This is a genomic window from Spirosoma gilvum (genome assembly GCF_054776815.1).
On sequence record NZ_BAAHBH010000001.1, the window covers coordinates 271,680 to 286,731 of the forward strand.

General features: G+C 52.3%; 6 protein-coding genes. 2 read left to right on the forward strand and 4 right to left on the reverse strand.

Features of this window, described 5'->3' with window-relative positions:
• Positions 1 to 25: 25 nt before the first annotated feature.
• Entirely contained in the window at positions 26 to 1,423 is a 1,398-nt protein-coding gene (locus ACYVFD_RS01050; protein ID WP_461087648.1) for a sensor histidine kinase, read from the reverse strand.
• Between the two features lie 134 nt (positions 1,424 to 1,557).
• Between ACYVFD_RS01050 and ACYVFD_RS01055 the strand changes: the two genes are divergently transcribed.
• Both ACYVFD_RS01055 and ACYVFD_RS01060 read left to right on the forward strand, forming a co-directional pair.
• Positions 1,558 to 2,889 (forward strand): glycosyltransferase, encoded by a 1,332-nt coding sequence (locus ACYVFD_RS01055; protein ID WP_461087650.1) that lies wholly within the window; start codon positions 1,558 to 1,560, stop codon positions 2,887 to 2,889.
• 14 nt (positions 2,890 to 2,903) lie between these two features.
• Positions 2,904 to 3,536: an HAD-IA family hydrolase gene (locus ACYVFD_RS01060; protein ID WP_461087652.1), complete on the forward strand. Its 633-nt coding sequence runs from the start codon at positions 2,904 to 2,906 to the stop codon at positions 3,534 to 3,536.
• Between the two features lie 101 nt (positions 3,537 to 3,637).
• On the opposite strand, the gene ACYVFD_RS01065 is transcribed toward ACYVFD_RS01060, so the two are convergent.
• The 3 genes from ACYVFD_RS01065 to ACYVFD_RS01075 form a co-directional block, all read right to left on the reverse strand.
• On the reverse strand, positions 3,638 to 6,238 hold the full coding sequence (locus ACYVFD_RS01065; protein WP_461087654.1) for a hypothetical protein: 2,601 nt from the start codon (positions 6,236 to 6,238) through the stop codon (positions 3,638 to 3,640).
• Between the two features lie 240 nt (positions 6,239 to 6,478).
• Positions 6,479 to 10,450, reverse strand: a complete 3,972-nt coding sequence (locus ACYVFD_RS01070; RefSeq protein ID WP_461087656.1) for a hypothetical protein — start codon at positions 10,448 to 10,450, stop codon at positions 6,479 to 6,481.
• A 182-nt stretch (positions 10,451 to 10,632) separates the two neighbouring features.
• Positions 10,633 to 14,727, reverse strand: coding sequence for a hybrid sensor histidine kinase/response regulator transcription factor (locus ACYVFD_RS01075; RefSeq protein ID WP_461087657.1), 4,095 nt, complete (start codon positions 14,725 to 14,727; stop codon positions 10,633 to 10,635).
• Positions 14,728 to 15,052: the final 325 nt, after the last annotated feature.

The following is a 15,052-nucleotide window of genomic DNA, read 5'->3' on the forward strand; positions in this document are numbered from 1 at the left end:
CATTCTTTGGCCTTTCTGCTGTGGGCTACTCATTTTTTAACACGGGCTTCATCCCACCCAGCAGGGGCAGCGTCACGCGAAACCAGCCATCTACTGCCTCAATCAAGGGGGTAGGACCATCCGGGTTAGAGCGGTTCAGCAACTGGTATTTATCGGTGATGTTGGACAGGCCCACCCCGTTTGATTCAACCCGTACGTTCCGTCGCTGTAGATTGTTCTCAACCACAAGCTGACCGGCTGCAGTGGTCCGAATCCGAATCGTCAGGGGTTCTTCGGGCAGGGCCCGGTTGTGCTTAACGGCATTCTCGACCAGCAGTTGCAACGTCAGGGGTGGAATCTGCCCATCAAGGTAGTCGTTCGCCACCGCAACCTCCGGGCAAACACTATTGCCATAGCGGGTTTTGAGCAAGTGAAAATACGATTGAATAAAATTCAGCTCAACGTCGAGCGTGGTCAGCTCCTGATCAGCCGACCGCAGCAGGTAACGGTACACCGAACTCAACTCATCCACGTAATCGGTGGCTTGCCGGGGATTTTCGTCAATCAGCGAGGATAGCGTATTGAGGGCGTTGAACAGAAAGTGCGGGTTGACTTGGCTCTGCAACGCCCGCATCTGCGCTTCGGTATGCTGCTGCTTGAGCTGCTGAAGCGCCAAATCGGCTTCCAGTTGACGGCGCAGACTGTGTTCCCGTTCGCGCAGGAGTTGCTGCTCGGCCAGCATCTGTCGCCGGGTTTCGCGTCGCTGGCGGTAGGAGAGTCCCAGCGATACGCAGGCCATATCGAGCAAAAGGCCTAACTGGCCGATAAAACCAGGATGAATAGGTAAGGGTAGACCAAAAAGACCCGCTTTCATGCCGGCCTGACCATACTCAACGATGACCAGAATACCCAGTAGCTGGCTAACCAACAGGGCCAGCGTTCCGGCCACGAAAAAACGAGCCAGCACATCGGTTTTACGGATCGTAACAACGACAGTATATGCGATGGTCAGGTAAGTAACCAGGATGATGAGCACCCGAATCAGGTTGAGCTGGATTTCATGCCAGTCGGTTTGCCAGGCCGATGAAAACAGGTTGAAATACACCTCGGGTAAGGCTACCAAAGCCACGCTCCATTGAACCCGGCGGTACCAGCCGAGCAAGCCAGGTCGGTCTTTCAGGACAAAAAACGTGATCGCTATTTCTAAGTAAAGCAGCGAAAATAGGTGTAGCGAAATGGTCTGTACGAAGGCTAGCACATTGGGGGGCAAGTGTACATAGTCAACGCCAAATCCAATCATCCATAGCAGGATATAGGCCGTGTACTGACCATAGATGCGCTCCTGATGAACGGCCCATTGTATCAGGTTAGCGATCAACATAACCAGCACGGCTCCCGTAAAAAGCAGGAACCACTGCGTATACGTCAGGTCAAAAGTGAGCATCAGAAGGCGTGTTTGTTCAGGCGAAAATAAGCAAATACCGCTTCATCGGCTAGTTTTACCGCTTCATCGTTCGACCGTTGGACGCTCAACGAGATGGCAGCAACTTTGTGTATACTTGTAAACAACACAACTGCATGAGAGCCCGACGCATCCTTTTTGCCACCGTACCTTTCGATGGTCATTTCAGTCCGCTAACCGGCCTGGCTGTTCACTTACGACACGCTGGCCACGATGTTCGCTGGTATGTGGGCGGTCACTATGGCGAGCGGGTTAAAAAACTGGGTCTGCCGCATTATCCCTTTGTAAAGGCCCCAGTCATTAACCAGCAAAACATGGAAGAACTGTTCCCGGAGCGGAAACGGATCAAAAATCCCATCGCCCGTGCTCGCTTCGATGTAAAGCAGACATTTCTGGCCCCTGTTCCGGGTTATGTAGACGACCTCCGGGCTATCCATGTCGACTGGCCGTTCGATCTGATCATCTACGACCTGGCCTGTCTGGGTGGGCTGTTCATTCAGCAGTTACTGGGTATCAAAGGCGTAGCCGTTGGCGTGCTGCCGCTGTTCGAAAGTGCCGTTAACCTGCCCACCGACGATCCGAACCTACCCACTATCAGGCGTTCGCTCATTCGCTGGGCCAACCGGGCTAAGCTCTATCTGAAGTTCAACGTCGTAATGAAACCCTGTAGCGATTTGCACAACCAGATGCGTGCTCAGTATGGTCTGCCGCCGGAGCCGGGCTTTATGTTCGAATCGGTGTTCCGACATGCTGATTTGTATCTGCAAAGTGGGGTGCCCGGTTTCGATTATCCCTATCGGCGGCTAAGCCCAAACGTCCGGTTCGTTGGCCCCCTGTTACCGCACCGCTCAGGTCAGAAAATCCCGTTTGCGCAGGCTGAAAAAGCCAGAATGTACAAACGGGTTGTGCTGGTCACGCAAGGCACCTTTGAGGGGAATGTGGAGAAAATCATTGTCCCAACTCTCGAAGCCTACAAGACGGAACAGGATACGATGGTCATCGTCACTACGGGTGGTTCGGGCACCGACGAGCTGCGGCAACGCTACCCACAGGCCCATTTCCTGATCGACGATGTTATCGACTATGATGCCCTTATGCCTCATGTCCACGTGTACGTGACCAACGGTGGTTACGGGGGCGTTATGCTGGCCCTTCAACACAAGCTTCCGATGGTTGTAGCTGGCGTTTATGAGGGCAAAGAAGACATAGCCGCTCGAGTTCAGCACAACGGGGTAGGTATCGACCTCAAAACCGAAACGCCAAAACCCGCTCAGATTCGACAGGCAGTCGATCGGGTGCTGGCAGACAACACATACCGGCAGCAGGCGCAGGCACTCAGCGAAGAGTTCAGCCAGTACCCAGCCAATCAACTGGCTGAAGAGTATATCAACCAACTTCTGAAACAGCCCGACCGCCGGTTAGCCGAGGTTGTTCAGTATAACATGTAATATCCACTCTTACCATGAAGTATAAGCTGATTATTTTCGATTTCGACGGCACCCTCGCTGATACATTTCCGTATTTTCTCAGGACCATGAATGCGCTTGCTGATACCTATAATTTCCCGGTGATCCAAGCCCAGGAGGTGGACCAACTACGGGGCCTCGACGCCCGTCAGATGATCAAACGTGCTCAATTGCCTGCCTGGAAAATTCCCCTTATTGCCAGCTCCTTTATTCGACGTATGGCTCAGGATATCGATCAAATTCAACTATTTAATGGCATACCTCAACTGTTGAGTCAGTTAGCCAGTCAGGGGGTTAAACTAGCGATCGTCAGTTCCAACAGTGAGGAGAATGTACGGCGCGTACTTGGGCCGGTAAGCGCTTCGTTGATCAGCTATTACGGGTGCGGCTCGTCGCTTTTTAGCAAGCAGCGCAAATTCAAGCGAGCCATGGAAAAGACGGGGACGAGGCCTCAGGAGACGCTTTGCGTCGGTGACGAAGTACGGGATATAGAAGCGGCCCAGGAAGCCACTGTAGCCTTTGGTGCCGTAATCTGGGGCTACACGCGCCCAGATGCGTTGGCCGCTTACCCCGGTATTAGCCTTTTCCATACGCCAGCCGATATTGTCAGAAAAGTGCTGGAGTTGTAAACGCATATGCACTACGATTGAGCTGCGGTGTCATACGGACGGGCAGGCCCCCAGCCTTACCCGTCCGTATGTCGTCAGTTACCCGTTAGCGGACCTTCAACTTACAAGCCACTGATGATTCGGGAATAAACATTGTTGAGTCGATTCACATCGTAGCTCCCTGCGCTGTCATCGGCTACATTGATGGTGATGTTAGAGGTGCTACCCGCATTGGCCGTCGTTCGCGTGATCAAAAAGCCCACATTCAATGTCGTGCTGGCCGTCACTGACTCGCCCCCGTTGAGGACCAGACTGAGCTGCTGACCCACTATATTGCTGCTCACATGCCACTTATTGTTCTGAACGGCTACGGTACTGCCCCCCGAGACATTGATACTGGTCAGGCTGTTGTCAAAGCTGACACTATAGCCAACTGGCACGGTAATGGTAATGATGATACTGCCACTGGCCGTCGAGCCATTGACCTCCTGAACCTGCATCAGCAACCCTTTGCTTTCCCCGGCCTGGAAATTGCCATCCGGCAAACTCATAATGGCCGTCAGGTCGGGACCCGCCAGTGCCGTCACACTTACCAGCGCACTCTGGCTGCAGATTCCACTGCTAGCTACGACGGTAAACGTCTGCACCCCGGCTGTGGTCAGGCTAGCCGAGACGGCGGAGCTGGTCGCAGGGGTGGTGAGGGGGGCCGAAGCCGGGGCCGTCCACTGGTACGTGGTGGCTCCCGAAGCCGTCAGGCTGAGGACCACCCCCACATTGGCCTGAGGTAAGGAAGCGCCCGTTACCAGACTCAGCACGGTTTGGCTGCTGACCGTGGTTGACGCTATAGCCGTACAACCACTCCCTGATGTGACCGTCACCGAATACAGGCCCTCTACACTCGCGGTACGGATGGCATTGATACTGTTGTCGTTCCAGTGATAGCTATTTCCTCCAGTGGCGGTTAAACTCACCGTCGGACTCGTGCAGGTAAGGGCCGGATTCGAGGGGTTGATATTGGCGCTGGGCGCAGCATTAACCGTCAGGCTAAAGGCGGTTGAGGTGACGCTCTGGCACGCGCCACTGACCACCACCACATAATCACCTGCGTTGGCAACCTGCACATTGGTCAGGCTGAGGGTTGCCGACGTCTGTCCATCTACCGCTGTACCGTTACGAAACCATTGGTAGCCAGACGCTGCGCCCGAAATACCAACAGTTGCGGTCGCGCTGCTACCAGTACAAACGGCTAAACCGGCAGCGGGCTGGTTTGTGATGCTTTGGCAGCCACTGTATTTTACCAGATACGAATTAAAGCTACTACCTGGCGTTAACAGAACTGTATTGGCCGACAGATCAACGTCTGTTGCAGTACCCAGTACACCCGCAACGTACAAGTTCGCAGCGCCGTCCAAGCCAATGCAATAGAAAGCTTCCGTGCCATGATCTATCTTGCCAGCCCATATATACTCACCTGATGAATTGTATTTTGCCAGAAAAACACTGGCCGTTCCAGCAGCAGTTAGGCTGGCTACCCCCGTCGAGGGATCAAAATCCGTTGTACCCGTAAACAATCCACACACATAACTAGCACCTGCCGCATCGACAACGACATCAACGCCTACATCGATTCCACTACCGTAAATAGGCTTTCCCCAAACATAATTGCCATCGGTATCGTATTTGGCAAGAAAGCTGTCAGAAAACCCAGTGGACGTAAAACTAACCACTGACGATGAAGGGTCAACGTCTACCGTGCCTGTGAAATCACCTGTTAAATAACAATTTCCAGCCTGATCGACAGCCAGCCCTTTGTAAGCCAGGGGGGAACTGCTACCCGGAACCTTATCAGCCCATTGATAGGTACCTGCCGAGTTATATTTTGCCAGAAACACGGGCCCGGTAATACTATTCGTGCCTGCCGTAGGGTCGAAATCGACGGAACCGGATAGTTGCCCTTTTACGTATACATTTCCAGCTGGGTCTACTTCAATATTTGTTCCTTTGACGTTGGTTCCCGCCGAGCCACCCACTCTTGTCGCCCAGTTGAGCGAGCCGGATGAAGCCTCATAGCTGGTCACAAACATATCGGTTGAACCAGTACCGATTAAACTTACCTGATTGGGTGTGCCCGTGCCAAACGTAACTCTACCCGCAAATAACCCCGTTACTAAAACGTGGTTTGTGGCATCAACGGTGAGTGAATACCCTATACAAGGAGTTCCTTCTGTGAAGGCCCACCCCAGATTACCATTGGTATCATATTTGGCTACATACAGGGTCCGGTCTCCACCTTGAGAAGACGACGTTTCCGGATCAGGGTCGAAGTCCAACGTGCCCGAGAATTGGCCCGTGATGTAGCAATTACCGCTGGCATCAACGGCAATATCAGAGACAACACTGGTATTGGTTCCAATCAGGCTTTTGGCCCACACATAATTGCCTGCCGGATCGTACTTGGCGATAAAAATTGCGGGGCTGCTTCCCGCCGTAAGCGAGGCTGTTGCGGTAGGCGAAGGATCAAAATCCGTAGTTCCGATGAATGTTCCTGTCAGATAGCTATTCCCTGACGCGTCCACCGCCATGGCTTTTGAGCTTAACGCGCCGTCGCCCCCTATTGCTTTCCCCCAAACTAAGTTTTGCGCTCTATTCTGGGTTGTGGCACTTAGTAAGAGTAGACAAATCATTGCCAGGATTCTCCCAAAAGAACTGTACTTGTTTTTCATATTTCTTCCGTTTTCTACGCTGATGTTGGAGTACAAAAAAACAGTCGATCACTCCGCTGATGTTAACCCATTTCGGACATTCTTTTGCTCGTTTTGGACATGACCACCGTTTTGCAAAAAAACAGGCCCCAAACGGGGCCTTAATGAATGCAATACTAAAAAACAGATACTCAACAAGCCGTTGTCTGATGGTCAGACTAAACCGATACCCGTACACCAATCAACTAGTCCAGAGATAGGTTACAGGCCACTAATGACGCGGGCGTAGATATTGTTGAGCTGGTTGACATCATACTGACCGCCACTATCATCAGCAATGTTCACCGTGATATTGGACACACTGCCTGCGTTGGCCGTGGTACGCGTGATAGTGAAGCCCAGATTCAGGGTGCTGTTGGCCACTACCGATTCACCTCCATTGATGGACAGGCTCACCTGCTGACCTGCTACCGAACTACTGAGGTGCCATTTGTTATTCTGGACGGATACCGGATTAGTGCTGCCTCCCGACACATTGATGCTGGTCAGGCTGTTGTCGAAGCTCACACTATAGCCCGTCGGAACCGTGATGGTGATCACAATACTGCCCGAGGCCGTCGAGCCATTGACCTCCTGCAATTGCATCAGCAACCCTTTGCTTTCCCCGGCCTGGAAATTACCATCCGGCAAACTCATAATAGCCGACAGGTCGGGTCCTGCCAGCGCTGTCACGCTCACCAACGCACTTTGGGAACACACCCCTGCCGAGGCCACCAGTGTGAAGGTCTGTACCCCCGCCGTGGTCAGACTGGCCGACAGGGCCGAGCCCGTCGTAGGACTGGTCAGCAAGACGGTAGAGGGGGCACTCCACTGGTAGGCCGTGGCCCCGCTTGCGGTCAGGCTGACAACTACCCCCACATTGGCCTGGGGTAAGCTAGCCCCTGCGGACAGGTTCAGCACCATATTGCTGGCAATCGTTCTAGATGCTATGGCTGTACAACCATTGATATTCGTTACGATCACCGAATACACACCTGGTGAGGTCACCGTACGTATGGCATCTGTGCTATTGTCAGTCCACAGATAGGAGACTCCCCCAGTAGCGGTCAGACTGATGCTGGGGGTGGTACAAGTTAGGAATGAAGTCTGGGAGGTAATGCTAGGGCTGGGCTTGGCATTGACCGTCAGGGAGGCAATAGTGGTGGTGGCACTGCCATTTTGGCTGACGATGAGGGTAAAGGTCTGGGTTCCGCTACCTGTTGCAACCAGGGATTGACTCAGGGTTTCGGAACTGCCCGTTCCGATGGTGGTGTTACTGCCGTTGGTAAGTGTATAGCTATAGCTACTCGTCAGGTTGCCGATGCTGGCGGTGAAGGTAGTCACACTACCCAAACAGACGGTACCGGGATTGGCACGGAGGCCCGTTAAAACAGGCTGGTTAGACCTGAAAAAATAAGCGGCACCTGCATCAGTGATCGCATTACCGCCACTAGCATCCTTGTCTTCATAAGGTGTACCCGCCACAATCTCAATGCCACTAATGGCCACTGAGGTGCCAAACTGACTGGTAGACTCCCGATCCGAGGCTGCCAATTTTTTGACCTGTCCCCAATTGTTAGCGCCCCCCTGATTCTGGCTGAACACATACGCCGAACCCGCCCCGGTAAGCGTATTACTTCCCGAAGCGTCTTCATCTTCAGCGTAGGCACCGACCACGATGGTGTTGCCACTGATGCCCACCGAAAAACCAAAGCTATCGCTCGCTGCCCGATCTGAGGCCACCAGTTTCTTAACCTGCCCCCAGTTATTAGCTCCCCCCTGATTCTGGCTGAACACATACGCCGAACCCGCCCCGGTAAGCGTATTACTTCCCGAAGCGTCTTCATCTTCAGCGTAGGCACCGACCACGATGGTGTTGCCACTGATGCCCACCGAAAAACCAAAGCTATCGCTCGCTGCCTGATCCGAGGCCACCAGTTTCTTAACCTGTCCCCAGTTATCGGTGCCACCCTGACTCTGACTGAACACATAGGCAGCCCCCGAAACATTATCCCCATAGGCACCGACCACAATCAGGCTCCCACTAATAGCCACTGAAATACCAAACTGAGCGATCACAGATCGGTCACTGGCGACTATTTTTTTGACCTGCCCCCAGTTGTCAGCGCCCCCCTGGTTCTGACTGAATATATACGCTGAACCCGCCAAATTTACCGTATTTCCCCCCGAAGCGTCTTCATCTTCCTGGTAGGCCCCCACCACAATCAGGCTACCGCTAATAGCCACTGAAATACCAAATTGATCGCTAGGTCCCCGATCAGAGGCCACTAGCTTTTTTACCTGACCCCAATTATCAGTGCCCCCCTGGTTCTGACTGAATATATACGCCGAACCCGCCAAATTAAGCGTATTTCCCCCCGAAGCGTCTTCATCTTCCTGATGGGCCCCCACCACAATCAGGCTCCCGCTGATGGCCACTGAATACCCAAAATGATCATTAGGTCCCCGGTCAGAGGCTACTAGCTTTTTAACCTGGGTCCAGGTGCCGTTTTGTCGTTTGAGCACATAAGCCGAGCCAGCACTGAATATTGGCTGACCACTGTTGGCGTCGATACCATCCTTATAGGCCCCCACTACCGCATAATCGCCATCGATGGCCACCGAATAGCCATAGTTAACATCAACCTGGTAATCACTTAAAACGATTTTCTGCTCCTGCCCCCAGTTGTCGGCTCCGCCCTGACTCTGATTGAACACATAGGCCGAACCCGCACCACTGATTGCATTCCCCCCTAAATCATCTTCGCCATCCGAATTGGCCCCCACCGCAATCAGGCTACCGCTAATAGCCACTGAAATACCAAACTGATCATTAGGTCCCCGGTCGGAGGCTACTAGCTTTTTGATCTGACCCCAGTTATCAGCGCCCCCCTGGTTCTGACTGAATATATACGCCGAACCCGCCACACTAAGCGTATTTCCTCCCGAAGCGTCTTCAGCTTCATCAAAGGCCCCTACGACAATCTGGCTACCACTGATGCCCACCGAAGCACCAAAACGATCAAAAGCCGCTCGGTCAGCCGCCACCAGCTTTTTGACTTGCCTCCAATTATCAGCTCCACCCTGACTCCGGCTAAATACATAAGCTGAACCCGCAAAACTAAGCGTATTCGCTCCTGTAGCATCCTGGTCTTCACCGGCCGCTCCAACCACAATCAGGTCGCCACTGATGCTCACCGAAACACCAAAGCCGTCCTCTGCCCCCCGGTCAGCCGCCACTAATTTTTTCACCTGTCCCCAGTTGTCAGTCCCCCCCTGATCTTGGCTGAACACATAGGCTGAACCCGCCAAATTCAGCGTATTGCCCCCCGAAGCGTCTTTGTCATCCCCATAGGCACCGATCACAATCTGCCCTCCATTGATCGCTACCGAGGAGCCAAATCTATCTCCAGCCCCCCGGTCCGAGGCTACCAGTTTTTTGACCTGTCCCCAATTGTTAGCGCCCCCCTGATTCTGGCTGAACACATAGGCCGAACCCGCTTCACTCAGCGTATTGCCCCCCGAAGCATCATGGTCTTCCAGCAGGGCACTGACCACAATCTGCTCACCACTGATGGCTACCGAGTGACCAAACAAATCACTAGTCTCCCGGTCAGCCGCCACCAGCTTTTTGACCTGGCCCCAGTTGTCGGCTCCGCCCTGATTCTGGCTGAATATATAGGCCGAACCCGCTTCATTCAGCGTATTTCCACCCGAAGCGTCTTCATCTTCCTGATGGGAGCCCACCACAATCAGGCTTCCACTAATGGCTACTGAGCAGGCGAACTGATCATTCACCCCCCGATCTGAAGCTACCAGCTTTTTAACCTGGGTCCAGGTACCGTTCACCCGTTTGAACACAAAGGCCGAACCTGCTAACTGGAGCGTATTGCCCCCACCAGCATCCTGGCCAGCCCCACCAGCACTTACAACGGCATAGTCACCATCAATGGCCACTGAAGACCCAAAATGATCACCAGCCCCCCGGCCTGCGGTGGATGAGGTACGTCGGTCCGAGGCCACCGTTTTAATAATCTGGTTCCAGTCCTGAGCCAGCAGCGAGCTAGACCACAGCAGCAATAAAGCCATGAGCCACAGCCTGCTCTGGCGGCTACGCTTCGTTCGGAATGAGACAACGATTGTAGTCGGAGCCAGACCAGGACGCGTGATTGATTGAGGGTAGAAATGATTCATACAAAAAGAAAATACTTGTGAAAAGATAGTCCCTATAGGCTACCCCAAAAATCACCCCAAATCCAGCTTGTCTGTTAATCCATTTCGGACATTCTTTTGCTCATTTTGGACATCTGTGCCCTATAGACAAAAAAACAGGCCCCAAACGGAGCCTGACAGAATCTGAAACGAATATTGGTTACTTAATAAGCCTTTGCCTGATCCTCGCTAAAGGCGGATGGCGGCACGCCAAATTTCTCCTGAAAGCTTCGGGTGAAGTACGATAGGCTCTCGAAGCCGACCGCATAGGCCACGCCAGAGATGCTTAACTCACCATGGCGAAGTAGCGTAGCCGCCTGTTCCAATCGACGGTTACGAATAAACTCTACGGCGGTTTGGCCTGTCACGGCTTTTAGCTTGCGGACCAGTTGCCGCTGGCTCAAATTCAGATGCCCGCTTAGTTGCTCTACATCAAATCCGCTTTCGGCCAGGTGAGCATCTATCACGACCAGTACTTTCTGTAGAAAAGCGTTTTCCTTCGTAATCAACTCCTCATTGGCTGGAAGAGGAGCGGGGAGGAGCCCCAGTCGCTCCTGAAAGTACTGCCCTAGCCGCTCCCGCTGGCGGATCAGGTTTCGTACCCGCACCTGAATTTCAGTCTGGTCGAAGGGCTTGGTCAGGTACTCATCGGCGCCTAGCTCAAAACCTTCAATGCGGTCGGCAACGGTCGCCTTGGCCGTCAACATGATCACGGGGATGTGGCTGGTCGCCATCTGCGATTTCAGCGCCTTACAAAAGCCAAACCCGTCCAGTCGGGGCATCATTAAATCGCAGATTACCAGAGTAGGCAACTGTTCCGTAGCTTTTTCGAAGCCTTCCTGCCCATCGCTGGCTTCCAGAATCTGGTAATGCGTTTCGAAAATACTCCGCACATACGCCCGAATGTCGGCGTTATCGTCGATGATCAGTAGCAGGTTGTCCGATGCCAAACCCGTGGTTGGAAGCGGCCTTTCAGGAAGTATCTTACGATGGCTGATCTGGCGGCTACTGATCGGCTTTTCAGGCTGCGTCGTCGTACTCGTAAAATTCTCCACGGAAGGGTCAATCGGGGTGGCAGGCAGGGTTACCCAAAACGTAGTTCCTTCCCCTTCGGTACTATCGACGGAGAGGGTACCGCCCAGCACCTGTACTAATTCTTTGACAAGGGCAAGGCCAATACCCGTCCCTTCGTAGGAACGATTCACCTTCCCATCTACCTGATAAAAGCGATCAAAGATATGGGGGAGTTTAGCAGCAGGAATGCCAATACCCGTATCCCGCAGGGTCAAAAAGGCTCTGCCTCCCTGATAGACTACCTCCATAACCACCGCCTTGCCAGCCGGCGTAAACTTTAACGCATTGGCCAGCAGATTCGTAACAATTTTCTCGACCTTATCCCGATCGAAGGAAGTCCAGTACACGGTTTCAGCCTGGGCGAAGGAAAAGTTAATCTGCTGGCTCTCGGCCATCGACGTAAAAGAACTCGCCACGAGTCGAAAGAATCCAGCCAAATCACCTGTTTCGGGTTCCGGCTTCAGCTGACCAGCCTCCAGTTTGGTCAGATCGAGTAACTGATTGATTAAGCCAAGGAGTCGTTTCGCATTTTGTTGCAGGATCGGGAACCGCCAATCCTCGGCATATTCTTTTGCCATTTGTTCAACCGGGCCTGAAATCAGCGTCAGCGGTGTCCGCAACTCGTGGGAGATATTGGCAAAAAACTGGGTCTTCAGCGCATCCAGCTCGGCCAGTCGACTAGCTTCCTGTTGTTCATACACAAGTTGCTGTTGCAGGAGTAGCCGTTGCCGTTGAAAGCGATAAAGCAGCCAGCCTACTACGCTTAGGATCAGGGTGTAAAGTAAATAGGCCCACCCAGTCCGATAAACCGGTGGATGCATGATGATCTGTAGCGTTACGGGTTTACTCCATACATTGCCATTTGCCGATCCCATCATTTCCAGCCGATAGGTTCCTACTGGGAGTTGCGTGAATGTAGCAATTCGATTATCGCCAGCCTCAACCCAGTTTTCATTGATGCCTTCCAGGCGATACCGGTATCGGTTCTTGGTCGGATTGGTGTAGTCCATTACGCCAAACTCAACTGACAACAGACTGTGGGTATGGTTGAGGTTAACCGTTTGGGCGTCCTCAATATTCGTCGCCAGAATACCATCATCAGCCCCAGTTTCTACCGCCTTATTGTTTACTTTTAGCCCAACTATATGCACCTGGGGTAATTGGCTGTTCGCCCTGGCAAAGTCCCCAGGTCGAAAAATAGTCAACCCATTGATACCCCCAAACATCAAGTCGCCGGAAGGGGATTTGAAAAAAGATCCTGTATTAAACTCATCATCCTGCAGGCCATCGGCTTTGGCATAATTGCGGAAGGTAAACGTTTTTGGATCGAACTGCGCTAGCCCCCGGTTGGTACTCATCCATAATTTTTTAAACGAGTCAACCAATAGTCCGTATACGACCTTGTTAGGCAGTCCCTGGGCCTCGGCAAAGTGTCGAAACGTACCGGCCTGTTTATCCAGTTGCTCGAGTCCTCCTCCTTTGGTGCTCACCCACAGGTAGTGGTCGGGCTGGTAAGGGTCGTCGATTACGCACGAGACAAAGTCGTTGCTGAGGCTTCGCCGGTCGGTTGTCGAGTTTTTGTAAATAGAGAACTCAGGCCTGGTCAATACGCTTTTCGCCCGAACTAACCCTTTTTGCGTGCCGATCCAGAGCGTATTGGCCCGGTCGAAATACAGGGCATAGGTCTCCGCAGGAGTGCCCTTACTCGGCAACAGGTGTTCGTACGAAAATACCTGGAATGTTTCGGCTACGGGGTCAAAGCGCAGTAGCTTCCCATCGCCTGCGCCAATCCATAGCTTCCCCGCTTTATCGTCAACCGTCTGATTGCCAAATACACCGAAAAACAATCCCTTTGGAAGCGGATAGGTTTTCAGCAGTTTCCAGTCACTCGAAAATTTCTGAATAAAGAACCGATCGGGCTCAGGGCCACCATTCGTTATCCAGAAATTTTGCTGGCGGTCCTGGATCAGGAATCGCTGTACCATACCGTTTGTTGTGTTCGCCGGATCGATCGGCGTTAGCCGATTTGTTGCTAATTCGACCTGATTATAGGCATACTGCTCCCGGGCATAAATCCGCCCCTGTCGATCCTGATACAGATACGATAGCGAATGGTTGGGCAGATACGTCTGAAAGAGCTTGATTTTTGGATTAAACAGGCGCAGACCATACCCCGACGTACCTACCCATAAGCCGCCCGTTTGATCTTTCAACAGTGCTCTGACTCCAAATAGACTGGGAGGCATTACCGCGTAGGCATTCTGGGCGGTCAAACTATCCCGCTGCAGAAATTCGGCGGGTGACATGACCCATAAATAATCTACCGTCGCAATGGCTATTATTCTTTCGTCCAGGCACTTGATCGTCACGTTTGCTGTCCGTTGGGAGGGAAACCAGCGGGCCTTTACCTGCCCATTATGCCAGGCAAAAACGCCCTCCTGAGTAGCCGAAAACCAGTAGCCTGGCAGCGCATCATCGTCGGTTGACCCAATGGCAATGCCTCGATGAATGACCCGGTTTATCGGCTTCAGGCCGGTAGGCTGTCGCCAGTTAAGTATCGACATGCCATCCGACGTACCCACAATAGCTTCGCCAGTTGGATTAAATTGGAAATGATGGATATTCATTTCCTTTCCCGGAAACGAGAGTTGGTGTATACGAACCTGTCGGGTAAAATTTGTGGTGTCTGGAAAGCCGGTTTTGAGTGGGTCAGGTAGGCTAATTTTAAATAACTGATTTTTATCCGTACTGACCCAAATATTGCCTTCGGGGTCTTCGGCTAGTTGACGAATCTCGTAGTTGCCTGCCCCCGATGCTGCCCGATCACTGATCGTAAGATGATAAAATCGCTGGGTTCGGTGATCGAATAAATTGAGGCCATTGGTCAGCGTACCAACCCAAAGTCGGTGATGACTGTCTATCAGTAATGCCGAGCAGGCATCATCCGAAATGCTGAACTTATTGTAGGGGTCATGCGAGAAAACCTTGAAAGTATGCCCATCGTATCGATTCAGGCCATCTTTGGTCGCTACCCAGATAAAGCCCTTTGCGTCCTGCTTTATATCAAAAACCATCCCCTGCGATAAACCATTGGAAATGGTTAATTCCTGCCACCCTTTTTGAGCCAGTACACCGTTGCAGTCAATTAATAAAAGTAGAAAAAGGTTTAAAAAGAGGAAACGCATGCATATGAAATTTCCCTCTAATGTATAAAAATAACCTACACGGTTTGGTTTGTTACTTGATTGTACGCTGTACTAACTAATTTAGCCTGCTCAGGATGAGCTTGCCAAGTTGAGTCCAATCGGTAACCGGATTTTGCTGTTAGGGCAGATGGGTAGAGAAAAAATGTGTTACTTAACCGGCAATCGGCCCTACTGGGCCTTTGGAAGCCTCAACATACAAGCCAATTCCGGTCGTGATTGATGAGCCCAGTTGTCAGAAGGGGTACGGATGCTAGTAAACAACCCTTGACTGGTCCACCCAGGCAGATAGACCAATCAAGGATTC

Excerpts from the sequence above, each read along its gene's own strand:
- ACYVFD_RS01050 (WP_461087648.1), bottom strand. The coding sequence starts at position 1,423 with ATGCTCACTTTTGACCTGACGTATACGCAGTGGTTCCTGCTTTTTACG.
- ACYVFD_RS01055 (WP_461087650.1), top strand. The coding sequence starts at position 1,558 with ATGAGAGCCCGACGCATCCTTTTTGCCACCGTACCTTTCGATGGTCAT.
- ACYVFD_RS01060 (WP_461087652.1), top strand. The coding sequence starts at position 2,904 with ATGAAGTATAAGCTGATTATTTTCGATTTCGACGGCACCCTCGCTGAT.
- ACYVFD_RS01065 (WP_461087654.1), bottom strand. The coding sequence starts at position 6,238 with ATGAAAAACAAGTACAGTTCTTTTGGGAGAATCCTGGCAATGATTTGT.
- ACYVFD_RS01070 (WP_461087656.1), bottom strand. The coding sequence starts at position 10,450 with ATGAATCATTTCTACCCTCAATCAATCACGCGTCCTGGTCTGGCTCCG.
- ACYVFD_RS01075 (WP_461087657.1), bottom strand. The coding sequence starts at position 14,727 with ATGCGTTTCCTCTTTTTAAACCTTTTTCTACTTTTATTAATTGACTGC.